Source organism: Vallitalea sediminicola, assembly GCF_054408565.1.
In genome coordinates this window covers 26394-46382 of the sequence record NZ_BTPT01000047.1, presented here as the reverse complement: position 1 = coordinate 46382, position 19989 = coordinate 26394, and the positions used below count along the sequence as shown (strand labels likewise).

General features: G+C 29.5%; 14 protein-coding genes. 2 read left to right on the top strand and 12 right to left on the bottom strand.

The features are described 5' to 3' along the window. Positions 1-548: 548 nt before the first annotated feature. The 11 genes from ACX6CF_RS19660 to ACX6CF_RS19610 form a co-directional block, all read right to left on the bottom strand. Positions 549-1313, bottom strand: coding sequence for an ABC transporter ATP-binding protein (locus ACX6CF_RS19660; protein ID WP_458787072.1), 765 nt, complete (start codon positions 1311-1313; stop codon positions 549-551). Beyond that, complete coding sequence (locus tag ACX6CF_RS19655; protein WP_458787071.1) at positions 1300-2289, bottom strand: FecCD family ABC transporter permease; 990 nt, start codon at positions 2287-2289, stop codon at positions 1300-1302. The genes ACX6CF_RS19660 and ACX6CF_RS19655 overlap by 14 nt, the downstream gene beginning before the upstream one ends. Next, positions 2282-3205, bottom strand: a complete 924-nt coding sequence (isdE, locus tag ACX6CF_RS19650) for a heme ABC transporter substrate-binding protein IsdE (RefSeq protein WP_458787070.1) — start codon at positions 3203-3205, stop codon at positions 2282-2284. Before isdE ends, ACX6CF_RS19655 begins: the two co-directional genes overlap by 8 nt. Continuing rightward, positions 3205-4002 (bottom strand): heme-binding Shp domain-containing protein, encoded by a 798-nt coding sequence (locus ACX6CF_RS19645; RefSeq protein ID WP_458787069.1) that lies wholly within the window; start codon positions 4000-4002, stop codon positions 3205-3207. Before ACX6CF_RS19645 ends, isdE begins: the two co-directional genes overlap by 1 nt. After that, entirely contained in the window at positions 4002-5516 is a 1515-nt protein-coding gene (locus tag ACX6CF_RS19640) for an S-layer homology domain-containing protein (protein WP_458787068.1), read from the bottom strand. Before ACX6CF_RS19640 ends, ACX6CF_RS19645 begins: the two co-directional genes overlap by 1 nt. A 148-nt stretch (positions 5517-5664) precedes the next feature. Next, the gene (locus tag ACX6CF_RS19635; protein WP_458787067.1) at positions 5665-10167 is read right to left on the bottom strand and encodes an S-layer homology domain-containing protein; all 4503 of its coding nucleotides are present in this window, start codon (positions 10165-10167) and stop codon (positions 5665-5667) included. A 101-nt stretch (positions 10168-10268) separates the two neighbouring features. Beyond that, the gene (locus ACX6CF_RS19630; protein ID WP_458787066.1) at positions 10269-10685 is read right to left on the bottom strand and encodes a hypothetical protein; all 417 of its coding nucleotides are present in this window, start codon (positions 10683-10685) and stop codon (positions 10269-10271) included. A 384-nt stretch (positions 10686-11069) separates the two neighbouring features. Further along, on the bottom strand, positions 11070-11774 hold the full coding sequence (locus ACX6CF_RS19625; RefSeq protein ID WP_458787065.1) for a CvpA family protein: 705 nt from the start codon (positions 11772-11774) through the stop codon (positions 11070-11072). Between the two features lie 12 nt (positions 11775-11786). After that, a complete protein-coding gene (locus tag ACX6CF_RS19620; RefSeq protein WP_458787064.1) occupies positions 11787-12929 on the bottom strand; it encodes a DUF5711 family protein in 1143 nt (380 codons plus the stop codon). Between the two features lie 2 nt (positions 12930-12931). Next, positions 12932-14056, bottom strand: a complete 1125-nt coding sequence (locus ACX6CF_RS19615) for a YkvI family membrane protein (RefSeq protein ID WP_458787063.1) — start codon at positions 14054-14056, stop codon at positions 12932-12934. Between the two features lie 99 nt (positions 14057-14155). Beyond that, a complete protein-coding gene (locus tag ACX6CF_RS19610) occupies positions 14156-15610 on the bottom strand; it encodes a glycogen synthase (RefSeq protein ID WP_458787062.1) in 1455 nt (484 codons plus the stop codon). Positions 15611-15942: 332 nt separating this feature from the next. On the opposite strand from ACX6CF_RS19610, the gene pepF reads away from it, so the two are divergent. After that, positions 15943-17748, top strand: a complete 1806-nt coding sequence (pepF, locus tag ACX6CF_RS19605; RefSeq protein ID WP_458787061.1) for an oligoendopeptidase F — start codon at positions 15943-15945, stop codon at positions 17746-17748. Between the two features lie 105 nt (positions 17749-17853). Next, on the top strand, positions 17854-18354 hold the full coding sequence (locus ACX6CF_RS19600; RefSeq protein WP_458787060.1) for a hypothetical protein: 501 nt from the start codon (positions 17854-17856) through the stop codon (positions 18352-18354). Positions 18355-19034: 680 nt separating this feature from the next. On the opposite strand, the gene ACX6CF_RS19595 is transcribed toward ACX6CF_RS19600, so the two are convergent. Further along, positions 19035-19895: an AraC family transcriptional regulator gene (locus ACX6CF_RS19595; protein ID WP_458787059.1), complete on the bottom strand. Its 861-nt coding sequence runs from the start codon at positions 19893-19895 to the stop codon at positions 19035-19037. Between the last annotated feature and the right edge of the window lie 94 nt (positions 19896-19989).

Below are 19989 nucleotides of genomic sequence, written 5' to 3'. Positions count from 1 at the left end.
GTTCAGTTTTCAAGGTTCTGTATTATTTGCTGTTGTTGCTGTGTTTGCCGCCTTATTTGTCGGCGAAAAGAATTATATCATCCCACATAATTAAAGTCAAGCGTTTTTCAAATATTTTTTGATTATTAATTAATATTTATAAATTATATAAGTCTTAATCCCTGTTACAGACTGGCTTTACATCATTTAACAAATGTATAAAACTAATATATATTTTTTCCTATATCAAATCAAATTATGCTATTATTATGCGAAAAAATATTTTTTTTAATAATAAATTTATAGAACCACCTATAAGAAAATCGGATAGGTGGAAAAGTTAAATAACTTTTCCAACCTCCCACGGCAAAGTACATCCGGGTCTAGTATACTACGTCTCCTATTTGTATTTCCATACTTTATTGCATTTGAATGGTTATATCCAAGTTATTTGAGTAGTGCACCCATATCCATCAACATATGCCTGATGTAATTTCAGTTCATCAGAATAGAGATTTGCCGCTGGCTTCCTTCATATTCTTTGTCGCCGAAAACGCTCTTGCATTAATCTATACTGCCATAACACATAGTTTTCCCCCAATAATATAGACAGGTAATTTTGCACCATAAAGGGCATGAATACTTCTCTCATCTATAACTTTTTTAGCTTCTCCTTTAAATAAAACCCTACCATCTTTAATCCCTATTACTTCATCTGAATATGATGTAGCTTGATTTATATCATGTAATACCATCAAAATTGTTATGTTTTCTTCTACATTTAATCTTTTAATTAGTTTCAATATATCTATTTGATATTTAACATCTAGAAAAGTGGTTGGTTCATCTAGAAATAAATATTTGGTGTTTTGAGCTAAAGCCATAGCAATAAACGCTCGTTGTCTTTGCCCCCCTGATAATGTTCCTATTTCTCTATAACGTATATTTTCTAAATCAGCAAGCTTTATGGCTCTATCAACATATGATTGATTATATTCATTAAGTTTATATCTAAGTACAGATGCAAAAGGCAGCCTACCATAACTAACAAGTCTTTCCACCGTCAACCCATTGGGGACATGATTTTTTTGATGTACCATAGCAACTTTTTTTGCATAACTTTTAGAAGAAATCTGATTAATATCGTTACCTTCTAAAAAAATTTTTCCATTATTGACTTTCAAATTTTTACTTAATATATTAAGCAAAGTTGATTTACCAGAACCATTAGCTCCTAATATAGTCGTTATTTTCCCTGCAGATATTTTAGTTGTTATGTTATTTAGAACAATATTATCATCATATGAAAATGTTAGGTTTTCAAATTTCAGCATGCTTATCACTCCTTTTTAAAAGTATTATAAAGAATGGTCCACCAATAACGCTCATAATGATAGCTGCTGAAATTTCATTTGGTATTGCTATTACTCGACCTAATGTATCTGCAAGTAGTAATGTAAAACCACCTAACAACATACAAAAGGGAACCAGTATCTTATGATCAGGACCTATTATTTTTCTTGCTATATGCGGAACAATTAGTCCTAAGAAACCGATAACACCTACAACCGCTGTAATACCCGAAGCCAAAAGCACAGCAACTATTGAAATAATAAATCGTAACACATTAATGTTTACTCCAAGTCCTTTAACAGTTTTATCATTCAACTCTAAGATATTACATGCAGGCGATAAGATTATAGCTCCAATAATCCCAATAATAGAATATATAAAAAGCATTCTCACATCTTCCCATACCAGTTGTGTAAGACCACTAGTAGATATCAAAACGCCTGTTCTGTTAGCCATTCCACTTAATATTTCAGACAAACCTGTAGCTATCGCTGATATTGCTATACCTATTAAAATAATTTTTGTAGGATCAAGACTACCTTTCCACGCAAGTGAATAGATTAATAAAAATGTCAGAAATCCGCCAATAAATGCGATGATAGGCGTGTAAAAATATAAGCTTGGAAAGAAAGTTGAAATAATTAGCGCTGTTAATGATGCTCCACCAGATATACCGATAATACCAGGGTCAGCAAGCGGATTTTTAAGTATAGCTTGAAATAAAAGTCCACTCAGACTTAGGGATGCCCCTCCTAATAATGCTACAATTATTCTAGGAAAACGCAAATTATAAATGGTATAGATCTTTCTATTATACTTGATAAAAAGTCCTTCAAAAATTTCTTTATATGTTACTTCAATACTTCCTAATTTAATTGATATTAATACCAATGTGACAATTAATATTATTAGAATTATACAGCCTATAATACCTTTTAAAATTCTTGTTTTATGCATCTTCTTCTACCTCTTGTAAAAAAGACTCAGGTTTTTCTCCATAAAAGATTTCAATTAAATCTTTAAAAGCCTTTTTCCACTCAAATGTCGCACTCATACCAAATGTATTATAATCAAGTGAATATACTTTTAGTTCTTCGACAGCACGAAAATTCTTCCAAACATCGTTTGTAGAAAACTCTTTAGTGAACATTTCCATCGCCAAATCTGGAAGACCATGTGCAGTAAGCAATATTATATCCGGATCCAGTTCAATAAGCTCTTCAGTATTCCACGAAACAAAATTTTCATTTGTATCTACTTTTACAACATTTGTAGCTCCTGCAAGTTCTATGAGTGAGCCAACATACGAATTAGGTGTACAAGCTATATAAGCTCCCGGAAGCCCCATAAGTACTAAAACTTTTGGTTTATTTAAACCTTCAATACTTTTTGAGAATTCATCTATAGTCAAATTATAATCATCGATTAAACTCCTAGCTTCATCTTGCTTTCCATATTTTTCTCCAATCATTTCTATACTATCATACAATCCTTCAACACTCTGAATATCAATAAAAGTAGCGTTAATACCCACTGCATCATACTTAGGTTTAATAGTTTCTATAAGTGTATCCGGTCCTACTACATCAGATGGTTCTAGCATAGCAATAGCCTCTGAATCAGGTGCCATAGGTGTTCCAATCTCTTGTAATCCTTGATACATTTCTGGAATTTCTTTACTTGTTTTTGGTATTGCAATTAAGTTAATTCCAAGTTTGTCAAAAATCATCAATGTGGCATGAGAAGTAACAACAATTTTGGGTTCTTGAGCCATAACTGTATGTTTATTATGTTCAGTTTTTTGATTTACACAGCTTGTTAATGTTAAAGAAAGTGTAATTAAGCCAAATACACTAATAATCTTTTTAAGCATTATTTTCCCCCCTTGACTCTAAAAAACACTACCAAACCCATAAGTAATACTCCGCTAACTATATATATAGTTGTATTAGAATTCTTCTTATTATTGGTATCTTCATTCTTGCTATCATTTGTATTGATTTGAGTATCTTTATTTTGCTTCATCACTTCCTGTGTTTCTGTCTCAGGTTCTTTATTAGACTGTGTTGCATCATTTTGCTTTTGTTCTTCACTGATTTCTTCTGTGTCGAAATCTTTTTTATCCGATTCATCAGTTTTTATAGTATCATCACTTGTGATTTCACTAACTATGAAATCACCTGTATCAGTATTTAGCGTATCTTCATCCAACAAAATATACCATAATGTTTCACGTCCCATTGGAGTTACGTGCATAGTTGCTTTAATGCTATTAAAAGGATCTTCTACCTTAAATCGATAATCTATAGAATCTTCCATACCATTTTCAGCGATTATATCGTAAGTTACTTGTTCATATTTTTCAAAACCTGTACGATAATAGAAGTTCACATCTTTTGTATCACTTTGAAGTAAAAGGCGAATCGTAACAAAATACTCATCACCACTCTTTTCAATTAGCCCTTCTACATCTGTAGCTGATCTACACATTCCTTCACCTAATGCTGCATTAGCTGTTCCCCCATCATCAATTTTTTCTGTATCAGGATTATAGTAACTAGTATTAACCGACACTTTATAAGCACCATCTTCAATAGCATAGACTGAATTATTGAATCTAACGAACAATACAAGGCTTATTACTAAGGCTAGAAAAAATTTCTTTATCATTAAATCTCCTCCATATTTAAGTATCTACAAATCATAGTGGCTATCATGGCACGAGTTGCACTGCTATAGGGAGAAATTGTTGTTTTAGTTGTCCCAGTTACTATACCTTTAGTATTAGCCCATGAAAGCGCATCAACAGCCCATGATGAAACCTTATTTTTATCTGTAAAGTTTTTTAAATCACCAATCTTTTCTGGACTCTTGCTTATATTATTATACTCGTAAAGCATGCTTGCAAATTCTTCCCTAGTTACATCCTTGTTAGGGTAGAACTCATAATGCTTACCTATTATATTATTTTTATAGCACCAAGCCGCAGCCTTTTCATAATAAGAATTTTTCTCAACATTAGGTAAATCAGTTATTGAAATCTTTGGGGTATCAGCCATTCGATATAATACAGTAATTATCATTGCATTAGTCATGTTTGAACCAGGGCTGAATGTATTTTCATCTGTACCAGTAAATAATCCTTTTTCTACAGATTCTAATATACTATTTCTTGCCCAATGATTAGTAATATCTTTGAATTTATTATCAATTACTTGCTGTTTTTGATCATACGTTTTTTCACCACCAACTACTGCAAATAGTCCTGCACTTCTACTTAAGACAGTATAATCTTTAGATGATGCAGTACCTTTTAATACCGTTTTACTACCACCCTCATTTATACGATATAATTTTAGCTTTCCTTTGTAAGGAAATTTAATCATAAGAGAGCCTTTAGGAATTTGAGCTTGCTCATTATATGTTATCCTAATATTATATAAATCAAAACTCACATTCCCGAGTGCCTTTTTAGCAAGTTTATAATTATTTCCATTTGTATTTTGAGTTATTATAATTTTTGAATCCGGATGTATAATAGTTGAATCTGCACTTATAGAAATACCATATAAATCATCTGTTAAGTCTATTTTTGATACTTTTCCAGTGCTAATAGTTTTATTTGGCATTATTTTATCGGCATTTGTGTTTTCAATTTCATTCCAATTAATACGTAACCTTGCATCAAGATAACCCGTACCCACAACAACATCCATTGGTGTATGGGGAACTTTCATCTTAAATGGTATATATTCTATTCCATCTTTTTTTATATAACTTGGAATTTCTATTTCAAAACTACTTAAATATCTTACTGTATGATTGGCTCCATCATTTTTAGTACCAGTTTCTATAGTATTAATAGATAAAATTTTTACATCTTCATATTTTCCATCTTTTGTTGTAGCATATTTAGCTGAAGTAATACCTGAACGGTATCCACTTATATCTACAGGATTAGTAGCAATTTGCAGTGTATTTTTTATAGGATCATAGAGCGCTTGTGGATTGTTATCTGTAGAAATATTACCCATTGAAGGCTTATCAGAAACAGCATTCCATAAACTAATATGTACCATTTGACCACTCCCAGATGCATTTACTACAACTGATGTGGAAATTAACATTGCGCAAACTACATATAGCGCAACCTTATTCAATCTCTTTGTTGATTTTCTTTTCATCAATAACCTCTCCTCTTATAATCTATAAGAGGTTATCGGTTAATACATTTCAAATATCAATATAATGAATATAACCTAGGTTTAGCAGTAAGCGTAACCATCTCTAAAAATGTATTATTTGACAACCCCTTATATATTTCTTGACATACTAATTTACAATCTTTAAATAAAACCTTCTAAGTATTCGTGCTGCTTCAGCTCGAATTATAGTTCTTTCTGGTGAAATAGTATTACTTTCAGTAGCTTTTACTAAATTCATGGAAAATGCCCATTCCACAGCTTCCTTTGCATAAGTTGATATCTCTGTATAATCTTTATATTCTTTAAGGTTTACAGCTTGCTTCGCATAATTGTGTTTATATTTTGCATAACGATTCATTATTACAACCAGTTGTTCCATTGTTAAATCTTCATTAGGTCTAAATACGTTATCTTTATATCCACAAACAATTCCGTTTTTAATGGCCCATGCAACTGCTTTCTCATAGTATGAACCCTTAACAACATCTGTTAAACTTGCATCTGTTAAATTAATGTTAGGCGAACCTTCCATTCTCCAAAGAACAGTGACAAGCATTGCTCTTGACATATTTTCTTGAGGGGAAAATTCACTTATAGAAATTCCATTAAATAAACCTTTTTCTACAATCTGACTTATATCATCATAATAAACATCACTCTCTTTGATATCAGTAAAAGGATTTTGCCAGACTTTTTTTTCTTTATGGGCTATTGCATATATTGAGAAATGCTTTGTTTTAAATGTAACTGTTTTAGTTTTTTTATTATACGTACAGTCTATTTCTTCGATTTTTCCCTTATCATCAACATGCCACACTACTAAATTATCAGCTTTTTCATCTTTTTTAAGCGTATACGGAAGTGTTATTTCCACTTCGCCTTCACCAAAGTCAATTATTTTTTTATTATTAGCTTCTACTATAAACCTGTAAGCAGGTCTGTCTCCTACAACTGCTTTTTGCTTATTATTAAGTTGAGATGATTTAGCTTTGGATATTTCAACTGTAACTTTATTTGCTCCTGCTTTTTTTGTTATATCTTTAATTGACTTAATATCAAATTTAACTTTAACTCCACTATTATCTTCAACTATAAGTTCTTTTCCTTGTTTAATTAAATTCTTTAAATCATTTTCTTTAATTTTTTTATTAGTTTTAGTTTCAATTTTTTCTTTTTCCGATTCTGACTCTTCACTAGGCGATTCACCCTTAGTTACACCGCTGTAAGAAGTAAGATTAGTTGTAGATGTCTTAGTAAAACTATTCCAATCAATTCTTAACCTAGCATCAAAGTTACCTGTCATCGGAGAACCAGGAACAGTAACCGTAATAGGATAATATCCCTCTTTTGAATTAGTATCAAAAGTAAACTTAGAAATATAATCTTCTCCATTTGTGAGGCTCTCTGTACTTATTATTGTAAGATTATTAACAGAACTGCTAAATACACTACCTAAACCAGCGGTAACATCATCAATTTTAACAGGATTTGTGCAAACTTGAATGGAGTAACTTCCATCATCATTAACATATACTAATGCTTTGCGATTATTGCTAAAGGCAGCATCACCCATCGAAGCTTGATTATTTGATCCATGCCATAACCAAACACCAACAAAATAATAATTTCCTTTTTTAAGAGAGCTTTCTCCTGGTTGTGGATCTTCTTCTGCGTTGTCTATTTTTTTAAAATCAACATACACATTAATTTTATCATCAACTTCTTTATTGACAACATTCGAGCTACTTTCCTCATTAACACCTGACCAACTTTTAATAGTATATCCCTCTTTAGGAGTTACGGTAAATACTACTGTTTTTCCTTTTGGTACTAATTGTCCTTTATTAATAGATTGTCCATCAACATGAGCAACAATATTTCCGTTAATACCAGAATTGAACATAATTTTATAACCATTAATATCATCAATGGAAATTTTCAAGTCTGAATAGGCTTTATTAAGTTCTTCTAGCGTCGCATTATTATTATCATATCCTGCTTTTGCATTTTTATAGTTTTTGCTAAATATATCTTTTGTGACATTCGTTAATCTATCTAAAGGAATTACATCTCCTATATCAATTAGTTGTTTAAGTGCATCTTTTATAGGAACATCCTGTGTTTCATCTGAAATTTTCTTTGCTTCTCCCCAGTATAATGCTAACCATGCATTTTGGTCATTATCTCCACCAGAAATAGCGTCCATTATGGGTACACTAAACCTGACTGGCCATCTATGCTCATCACTAACTAATTGAATATATCCTGTCTTAGGATAATAATTTATTGTGTTTTCATTGTATTGATCTGTCAAAAATGATTCATCTTTATTTCTATAAAAAGAAGTAGCCACAATTGGTTTTAATGTTCCTTTTGGATTTCCAGCTTGAATAACCATATCTTCATCATATAAGTTCATTTTAGACATATATGATTCTAATTGAATCTGCTCAACTGATTTAAAATCTAAATATAAGGTCTTAACTTTATTCCTTACTATTAAAGTAGCATTCTCAACTAAGCAAGCATCAGCCATAGATATTTCATCCTCTTGTGTCATCTTAAAAACACTAACAGGAATTTCATATGTTCCATCCTCTAAACTCTCCCCTGTAACAGTATAATTCTCTGTCTGATAGAGAGCATAGCTTCCAATCGTTTTTGTTTCAATAACAAAATATGAATTATCTCCTATATCTTCTAATCGACCTTTTACATCTGGTTCAAACCCCTTATTCTCACAATATGAAAATAATTTAACCTTATGCTTCTCCCAATCATCTGGAATTTTAAATTTAACTTCAACTTTTTCAGAAAATCTTATCTCTTTTTTATTCTCTTGTATAATATGTAGATTAAACATAACCCTTTTTTTATTTTTCACTTTACTAGTTATTAAAGTATATGCGTCAAAAGGAGATGGCGTATCAACTATATTGGTTGATACTAACTTTGCTTCAGGTAAAATAACATTAGTGTTAGTACTTATTTTATTACCTGTTGCAGCCTCTTCAATTTCTATAGTTTGTTTGTTAGTAATATCTGGATAAATAGTAATATTATCACTGCAAATATATCCATCTTTATTAACTTGAATATAAATAGTTTTTCCCAAGGCAACATCTCGATAATTATTCAAATCGAATTCTACCTGAAAACTATTATCAATCACAGAATTCAGATTATCATTGTTCACACCAACTTTAATATCAGTGAATTTATTATTTATGGAACTATCTAATACAATTTTAGCCACACCAATATTATCAGATACTGTCCATTCTGCTTCTTTAATAAAATAATTATCTATTTCCTCTAGATAGACTTTGGAATAATACAATGAATACTTAATGTTATTCATTTTTTTTATTTGTTCTATGTCTATTTTTTTTGCTACTGCTTCGTTAAAATCTAGAATTCCACAAACTGTTTTATCTATCATATGTACTCTAAAATCCGTTGTTATATTATCAGGGGAAAAGTATATATATCTTATGTTATTTCCACTATTATCTGTTGTGTACGTATACCAATATTTATTATTTTCTTCTATTGCACCTTTTTTAATGTCTTCATGAATCTGACTTTCTTTAACATTGAATCCTTCTCTCCAATTAAGTGTTCCTAACTTTTGTCCCCATGAAGATGACTCCTTGAAATATTTATCTTTTAGGATTGCAAAGCCGTTTACTTTGTCACTTCCCCTAATACCTAAAGTGACTTCATATTGTCCCTCATCAACTTTTAAAAGTGCTTGTTTTTTTATAGAATTTCTAGGACTACACAATGTTGATTCAGCATTTATCATATCTATTTGCCAAGAACTCATAGGAAGTAAATAATATCCATCATCTAGATTCAAATCATTTTCACTACTTGACGTATCTTTTTTAATTAAACTGTCTTTTGCATTTATTAATCTTTCTATAGTGCCTTGAATATATTCAGTTGGAATAGCTGTTGTATCTGCTATCTGTTCCCGTATCTCTTTTAATGCTTTCCAACTCTCCTTAGTATAATCTGCTTCCTCTAATTCATCTATTTCTTTTATTAATTTTATTAATTCTTCTCTTTTATTGATTTCTTCTGTTTTTACCAAACTGTTTTTCGCCTTTGTCAATCTTTCTATAGTGCCTTGAATATATTCAGTTGGAATAGCCTCTACATCTGCTATCTGTTCCCGTATCTCTTTTAATGCTTTCCAACTCTCCTTAGTATAATCTGCTTCCTCTAATTCATCTATTTCTTTTATTAATTTTATTAATTCTTCTCTTTTATTGATTTCTTCTGTTTTTACCAAACTGTTTTTCGCATTTGTCAATCTTTCTATAGTGCCTTGAATATATTCAGTTGGAATAGCCTCTACATCTGCTATCTGTTCCCGTATCTCTTTTAATGCTTTCCAACTCTCCTTAGTATAATTTGCTTCCTCTAATTCATCTATTTCTTTTATTAATTTTATCAATTCTTCTTGTTTATTTGCTTCTTCTGTTCTTCCCGAACTATCTTCTATTTGTTCATTAACAGCACTTTCTGTTGCATTAACAACTGTATTTGCACCTAACAATATACAAGCAATTAAACAGAATGCTAATATTTTTTTCAATTCATATTTCAAATTAATTTTCATACTATCTATTCATACCTCCTACGTCCCTTTTATAATTTTTTTGGGACTTAGAGTTGCAATAACTTTAAATCCCAAAAATTAATTATTCTACCTTTATGATATTAAAATATTACAAGATCTGCAGATGCATTTATTGGCATAATCCAAACACTAATACTCACTTCTACATTAAATAATTTAGGGTACGTAAGACTATGAGTTGTCATAATCAAAGTATCATTTTTACCATTTCCATTAGTGTCTTGTAGTAAAGTTGTTACATTAGGATCATCGCAAGTAAACTTTGTAATTTTTCCAGTAAAGCCTTTGGCCTTGAAATTCTCAGCTATATCAATAGTAATAGTATAGCCTGAACCATTTGATCTTACTGTTGCATCGCCGATAGCAGCATCCCCCATAGATAAATTACTGTTAATACTGTTAACGTCAAATTGTCCATCTTTATACAATCTTGCATCATGGACTGATGTTGATGCATTAGCTGGTAAAGTAAGAATTAATACCATAGCAAATGCCATCGTTACAGCGCTTAAATTTTTTAATAATTTTTTCATAAGTAACTCCTTTCGTCTATTTAGACTCTTGTTAATATAATTTGTAATAATTTTTTATAAAAAATCTAATTACAAAAAAATTATAACACATTGTATAAATGATATCAATAGTCATTCTCAATTAGATTGTAGTTTTTAAATTAATAGTATATATTATAATTGCGAGTATTAGTCTGTAATCCTATAAATCAACTTTTATAGCATTTAATTACAAGAAAATTATATAATTATCCGGACGAAATTATTTCTTTACATTCCCGATTTTGTATCAGCAAAAGCTGTCGGAGAAACTTATAGCCATCTCCAAAAATGGAGTATCCGACAGCCCTACACTTTAATGGAAGTACTTTAAACAATACTTTTAGTAATATCCGTAACAAGCTTCATTAAAAAGTTATTATCATACAGATATCTAGCAACTTCAGACACTTTTAATGTATCAAAAACATTATTCAGATTTGGATTAGTACTCATAAGAGAAATAACCAAGAATAAAATCCAAACTATTATAACTCCTTTGATAGCACCAAGAACCAAACCTCCTATTTTATTTATTTGATTAAGAACTGGTAATTTAGTAACTAAATCAAGTAGATTAATTATTACTTTAACAAGAATAGTAACAATAATGAATACTCCCAAAAATGAAATGATATTAATTATTAATGTAGCAATTAAACCACCTATGTAGTCACCTATACTATTTACATTAAGTAAATTATATACCTCACTATTATTATTAGTTACTAATATATGTTTGAATTGTTCTGGCAAATTCAACTGATTAATAAAATTAATTTGATCTCCAGTCGAAGTAACATTTTCAGTTGCACTATTTAAATTAAATAAACCTATTATAGAATTTTTTATAGACCCAAATACCCCTGTATTCTTAATTAAAAATTCACTTACATGCGGATATATATACATAGTAAGTACAACTGATATAATTAGCGAAACAAAACTAAAAAGAGTTTTAATGAGTCCTCTTTGATAGGAAATAATTGCACAAATAGCGATTATCCCTATTACCACTATATCTAACCAAGTCATTTTATATCCTCCTTATTTTGTTATTTTTACTACTTCAAGTTTATTTTGTAAAACAATCAAGAACGTATTATTACCAAGAGGCATAATATCTTTAACATCACCTTTTACTGTAGATTCCCAATTTATTTTACCGTTATAATATTCTCTTATAAATAAATCGCTTTCAACATAATATTTATTCTCATTTCCTATCAAACCTGTAATTTCAGTATCAAATTCTGTTACGTTCAATGATTTTCCTTCTTTATTGTATGCTACTAGAGTGTTATCCTTATAACTTCCTTCATTCTTAATAGGTCTACCGAATAAAACAAGTAATTTGTCCTCTGTGAAGTTAACTTTGTTTATTTCATTAGGTACTTCTATTTTTAAAATCTCTTCAGGTATTACGTCTACCTTATAAAATAAAACCTGGTCATCGCCTATAGCACTAACGTGTTCATTATCTAAAAATTTGATTTCTGGAATAACTGTACCCTCAATACTGAAACCTCCTGTTACTCTCTCAGCATAATCCATACCAGTATCACTAAAATTAAAGAAAGTTAAATTGGATATCATTGAGTTACCTTTCACAAAAAAATAACTGGTAACCATTTTAGATCCATCTTCAGAGATATCAAAAGCTAAAGGATATCCATCATTTTGGATAAACGTCTCTCTATGTATCAGTTTGATTCCATCCGAATCATATAGTTCAATAATATGTCCTTTCTCTTTTTGTCCAATAATTGCTACTATTCCATTTTCATTAATATCAAACATAAGAATTGGAAAACCCACATTATAATCTCTGACAAAACCATTCTTATCAAACAGATAAAGATCCCTAGCAGATATATCTGCTACTCCTAAATAATCTTTTTCCTTTATTACTTTTGGATTCATCATATTAAATGTCTTATCCCATATGGTTGTCCCCTTTGTATCTATCATAGTAACACCATCTTTTGAAGATCTTACTATGTTTTTACCTAACCTACTTATATGTACTTTATCAGTAGGATTATATTCCAGGCTATTTAATACTTCTAATTTAACTTTTCCGCTAATGAATCCAAATCCTTTAGGTCTAATAACCAAAACATATGCTGTAATGGATACTATAACCAACAGCATTATCAAAAAAATTTTTATCCTTTGTTCCTTCAACAATTTCACCTGCTTTTAATATTTTTAGTAAAAGTTTTTCTAAAAGGAAACATGCTATTTTTAATTTTAACCTTGAATTGTTCATATTTCATCTTTACAAAATAAACTAATATAAGTATAACTTCAAATACACCAATATATCCAAATATAGGATATATTTTACCTACCATATTAGAAAAACCTATCTGAGAAAATATAACCGCAAATAAAATAAAAACAGCTAATTTTATTTTCCCATGTTTGGCAGTAGATAATTTTAACTTGGATAATATACCATATCCATTAGCTACAGCAGTTGTAAACATTGCACAAATCAAAACTACTATATAGATATATTGTAACACTTTGGCATATCTCATTACAATAGCCAGCATTGGAATTTCTATACCTTGTATATCCGAATAATGTACTAATATAACAAAACCCAATATAATTCCTATCATCCCTAATGCTATTCCGGCTAATAAAGAACCCAATCTTGCAATAAATTTACTCTTAACTAATTTATGCAGAGTCGTGAGCACCACAACCGCAGTAATTATATTATAAGATACATAAATTATCGTTGAACTCAACCAATTATCTCTAACAACTAAAAATACTTCAACAACCTTATTCATTACTGTTGTACTTCTAAAGAACCACATATATAATCCAACAATTAATACTCCAACGAGTAAAATAGGTGCTAATATTGAATTAACAGCTATAACTCCTTTTACATCAAATAGGAATGTAATATAACAACAAACTGCCATAACAAGAACTCCTACTTGATATGGTATATGAAATCTCTGCTGAAATAAAGCTCCTGAACCTGCAAACATGGCACAAAAACATACAAACATAAAGAATATAACTGAAAGCTCTAAGATCTTACCGAATGTTTTACCCGCAATAGGATAAATAAATTCTTTATAACTTGTTGATTTGTTGAAAAACAGGATTTCAAGCACAGCCCAACCTATTACAGCAAACATCACCCCTGTAAGCAATAATCCTATCATACCTTTATAACCATAATAAGCAAAAAATTTCATTAATTCTTGCCCTGATGCAAATCCTGCTCCTAAAACAGTTCCTATATATACAGATGCTATCTTTATTGAATTCTTAAAATCTAATTTCAATCAACCAACTCCTGAACATAATGTACATTATATATTTATGTTCACAGAGTGTAGTTAATACCATATTACTATAATTATAATAGGTGATATTCATTTAATTTACAATTCTCTATCTTTCATATTAATCAACTGCTTGTATTTTTCAATATACTTTTTTGCGGAATTATCCCATGAAAATCTTTGATTCATGCAATTGACAACTAGACCTTTCCATTTATCATCATCACCATATACTTCTAATCCTTCTTTGATAGATTCAATAAATTCATTTACATCATATTTATTAAATACAAATCCTGTACCTTGTAATTTTTCTGATTCGAAGGGTATAACTGTATCAGCTAGTCCTCCGGTATTTCTTACTATTGGGACAGTGCCAAATCTCATGCTGTATATTTGTGATAATCCACATGGTTCAAATAGCGATGGCATCAAGAAAAAATCGCAACTAGAATATATAAGTCTTGCCATTCTTTGATTAAAATCTATTATTACCGCTAATTTATCGGGATATTTACTAGATAAGTTCATTAATGCTTGTTCATATATTTTATCTCCTGTACCTAATATAGCAAACTGTATATCTTCGTTAATTAAATCTTCTATTGCTTGTAAGCACAAATTTATTCCTTTTTGTTCACTAAGTCTTGAAACCATTCCTATTATAGGTACTTTTTTCACAGGCAAACCCATTTCTTGTTGCAAGAAATGTTTGTTTTCCTGTTTTACCATTGAAACATTATCTATATTATAATTTTTATATACGTATTCATCTGTTTCACAATTAAATTTATCATAATCTATTCCATTGATAATACCATGAATTTTGTTTTTATTTTGCCTCAAAATCCCATCTAATCCATATCCATATTGAGGGGTTTGAATTTCCTTGGCATATTTATCACTAACTGTAGTGATTAAATCGGAACAGATAATACCGCCTTTCATAAAGGAAATATTACCATAATACTCTAACTTATCGCTGGCATAATATCTATATGACAAACCTAATCTTGCAATGGTATCTTTGTTAAATACACCTTGGTATTGCAAGTTGTGTATAGTATAGACAGTTTTTATATCTTTATAAAAGTGTATTTGGGCATACTCATTCTTTAGTAGAAATGATATCAATCCAACATGCCAATCATTAAGATGTATAACATCCGGTTTTATATTAAGTAAAATCAACATTTCCAAAACTGCTTTTGAAAAAAAGCCAAATCTTATATCATCATCATCATATCCATAATAATTATCTCTCTCAAAATATTCCTTACTTCCTATAAAATAAGTTGTAAGCTTTTTTTCTTCATATATATATATGTGAGCTACATTTGCTTTCCCATCTACTTCTATGATAAAGCTGATGATTCTTTTCAACTCTTGTTTTTGTTCTATTCCTTTATATTTTGGCATTACCCTTATCATGTTAAGTCCATTATCAGCTAAAACCTCTGGTAAACATTCACCCACATCTCCTAAACCTCCTGTTGTACCAAATGGTGCGATCTCGGCTGATACATAGAGAATGTCTAATTTATTTTTTATCATAATAATCCTTTCCTTTAACAGACAATATGAAATATTCAAAATATACATTTAAGATTATACCACAACTATATTAAAATAATTATTAAAGTTTTATTAAGCTAGTTCATATAATCTTTATATCTCTGTTACATATCTTATTTTTTTCAACTTTTATAGTATATAAAAAATGACCATATTATATGCTAATATTTTTTTACAGCTATTATTAGTATTATTGCTTATTAAAAATAGATTAATCTTATTCTTTAATTAATGTTGAAAAAAATTACAGTAAAATTATAGAAACTTTAATCTATATATATTATACTACCATTGAAAGGAGTTGTTATAATATGAGTAAAATGGCAAAATTACCTAAAAGAAATGAGATCAGCGATGATTTCAAATGGAAATTAGAGGATATGATTTCTTCAAAGGAAGAATGGGAAAAAATCTTTACGGAAATTATATCTATGACCGAAGAAATCGCATCTTATTCAGGTAAATTAAAAGATTCCGCAGACACGTTACTAGCTTGTCTTAGAAAAAGGGACCAACTAGGAGAGAAGCTCTCAAGATTATATGTATATTCCAATATGAAATTACATGAAGATGCAAATAACTCTGAGGCACAAAATACAGCTGAAAAAGCTAATTCATTAATGGTAAGAGTTAATAGTAGTATTTCTTTTATTGAACCTGAGATTTCTTCTATACCTAATGATCAGTTAGATGGTTACATGAATTCTTCTAATGGATTAGAACTTTATAAAACTTATATGGATGATTTACTACGCAAGAAAAAACATATCTTAAGTATGGAAGAAGAGTTACTATTAGCCAGAGCACAAGAATTAGCTGGAACACCAGAAAATACATTCGCAATGTTTAATAATGCTGATATCAAGTTTCCAACAATTAAAGATGAAGATGGTAATGATGTTGAACTAACCAAAGGTCGTTATGTTACTTTTATGGAAAGCAAAGACAGACGTGTTAGAAAAGATGCATTTGAAGCTTTATATGCTACTTATAGTAAGTATAAAAATACATTAGCAGCTACTTATAATGGAAATATTAAAAAAGATATTTTTTACATGCAAGCAAAAAAATTCAATTCTACTTGTGAAGCAAGTTTATTTGAAAATAATATTCCAGTTGCTGTATATGACCAATTAATTGAAACAGTACATAGTTATCTACCATTAATGCATCGTTATGTTTCCATACGTAAGAAAATGCTTAATTTGGATGAGCTTCATATGTATGATGTGTATACTCCAATTGTTAAAGACATTGACGTTACCGTTACTTTTGAAGAAGCAAAATCAAAGGTGCTTGAAGCACTTGCTCCACTTGGAGAAGAGTATTGCAATCTTCTTAGTAAAGGATTCAATGAAAAATGGATAGATGTATATGAAAATGAAGGTAAACGCAGTGGTGCTTATTCATGGGGTACTTATGGAGTTCATCCATATGTTTTACTTAACCATCAAGATAATGTAAATCATATGTTTACTCTTGCTCATGAAATGGGACATTCTCTTCATACTTATTATTCATCAAAAACTCAACCTTATGTATATGCAGAATACCCAACTTTCTTAGCGGAAGTTGCTTCAACAGTTAATGAGGCATTATTGATGGAACACCTTTTAAAAACAACTAAAGATAAAAACCAAAGATTATATTTAATTAATTATTTCATGGAACAATTCAAAGGAACTCTTTATCGTCAAGCTATGTTCGCAGAATTTGAAAAGATTACCCATGAATTGGTTGAACAAGGTGAAGCTTTAACAGCTGATACTCTAAGTTCTATGTACCATGATATAAATGTAAAATATTTTGGTGATGATATGATAATTGATAGTGAAGTTGATATGGAATGGGCTAGAATTCCTCATTTCTATTATAATTATTATGTATTCCAATATTCTACTGGTTATTCAGCTGCAATTGCACTTTCTCAAAAAATATTAAAAGAAGGTGAATCTGCAGTAATAAATTATAAAAATTTCCTTAAGAGCGGTTGTTCAGAGTATCCTATCGAAACTCTTAAAAAAGCAGGTGTTGATATGACTACTGCTGCACCTATAGAAAAAGCGCTCAAAGTATTTGAAGGATTATTGGATGAAATGGAAAGTATAATTGAGTAATTTATTTATTAAAATCAACTTATGAATTAAACTCAAAATTGACAGCAAGTAAGTTTATTTCTTGCTGTCAAATAAATCAAATATTATTATTCAAATTATTAAAAATTGTCAATTAATAAAAGTTTTTGTCTAATTATTACTCTTTCTTATCAAGTATCAGATCATAAAATTGATTTATATTTAGAAAAAGGCGAAACAATATATACTACTTACGAAGTAGAAAATACAATAGGAATAGTTTTAAATATCGCATCTATAATAGCAGGTAGCCTCTCGATTCCTACCCTAATAGCTAAGAAATTTCTTCAAGCACTTATTTATAATTCATTACTCTTTATTTCTCAAGGTGAAATTAAAAACTGGTTAGGTATTAACTCAATTAACGCTGAAGCTGTTCGTCATACATGGTATTCCTACGATGCTGATGATCATAGCACTTGCGAAACTCAATGGAATAATGTATATACAATAAAGGAATCAACCAGCAAGCTTAAAGGTCAAGTATATGGTACCACAGAAAATGATATTTATGAACAAGAATTTAAAGCAACATGCTATATGTTATTATGGCCATGTGACTTTGATAATCCTATCAATATTTATTAAGTATACATTGTATCTAAGAAACACTATATTAGTTTTTCTTAGATACAATGTAAATAAAATCATGACAAGGAGATATTATAAATATGTATTTGGGAAAGTTATTAATCTTTATTTTTTCTACTTATTTAATTATATATGGAATACTAATTCTTACAGGAAAAAAAACTATACATTTAGAAAATCATTTATTCAAAAAATATATTACTATAAATAACAAAAATCAATTTATAAAACTTATGGGGTATATTAATTTTTGTATGGGTACTATATTTTTTATACTAAATATTGCATTAATATATAAAAACGATTATTTAATGTATATTACACTATTCCTTCTCATTGTAATACCTCTTGTTTTACTTTGTATATTTATAATGCTTATACGTTTTAAATAATTCTAAACCAAGCATTTTTCACTATATTACAATGGTATATTAATAATCACTAATATACTTAACCCATTATGGTTTTGGAGTTTGATTTCTTGTCCAGCATAAATTTTATGTTTATTTGAAATATCATTCAACTTCTGAATGGTTGGTACCATATCTGATGTATTATAGAATTTCTCACTTATAGTATTAAGACTATCCCCAATTTGCACTGTATAGCTTGTTGGTATATCCTTTGAGTTATGGTTTGTGTCTTTGGGGTGTTATTGTTTCAGAGACAGCCCCTTGTTATTTTGTTCTGTATTGCCTAGGCGATTTACCAGTGTATTTTTTCATCATTCTACTAAAATAGTATGTATTAGTAAATCCTACACTCTCAGCTATGTGCTCGATTGTTAAGTTACTATTCTCAATTATTCTCACAGCTTTCTTCAACCGATAATTATTAAGATGATGTATAATAGTCTCACCTGTCATTTCTTTAAAAATTCTATTTGCATAGTTAGCACTTATTCCTGCATAATTAGCTATTTCACTTAAAGTAAGTTTTTGTTGATAACATTGATAAATATATTGTCTGATATCATATACTATACGTTCTTTTGATAGTGCATTAGGGTAAGATTCCTCTGTATACACTTGATTGATAATACTATATATAATTTCTAATAAAATACTTTTGCATCTCAACTGCCAAAAAAGAGAATGTTGTTCATAGCAACTAAGTAATTGTTGAAAATTACTACTCATCTTTTCATAATCATTTATCATAATGTGATATGGAAAAGTAAATCCATTATTCAAAAACACTTTTGGTCGTATTAGATGCTGTTGCTTAAGATACATATCATAATAGTCTATTTGTTCCTCTTCTGAAACATAAAAAAAATCGAAATGAACCCATATTATATAACTGTCCTTGTCCATAATAAATAATTTGCTTGGAGTATTAGGAGGAATGAGTAAAACAGAACCTGATGATAACGTACTTTTTTCTGAAGCGATTTCTACTTTACCTTTTCCTTTTATGAAATATAACATTTCATAGTCATATAATTTACGAGTATAAGGCCAACCTATTGAACCTTGAAGTCCTGCTCTTCTTATGAATGGATTAATTTCATTACTATCAATATTGATTTTTCTCATTAAATCAACCTCTCGCATTCTGCTATTAATCAACGAACAACCTAATCTTTTTTATTATATCATATAGTGTGATATTGTATAATTAAAAGTGATT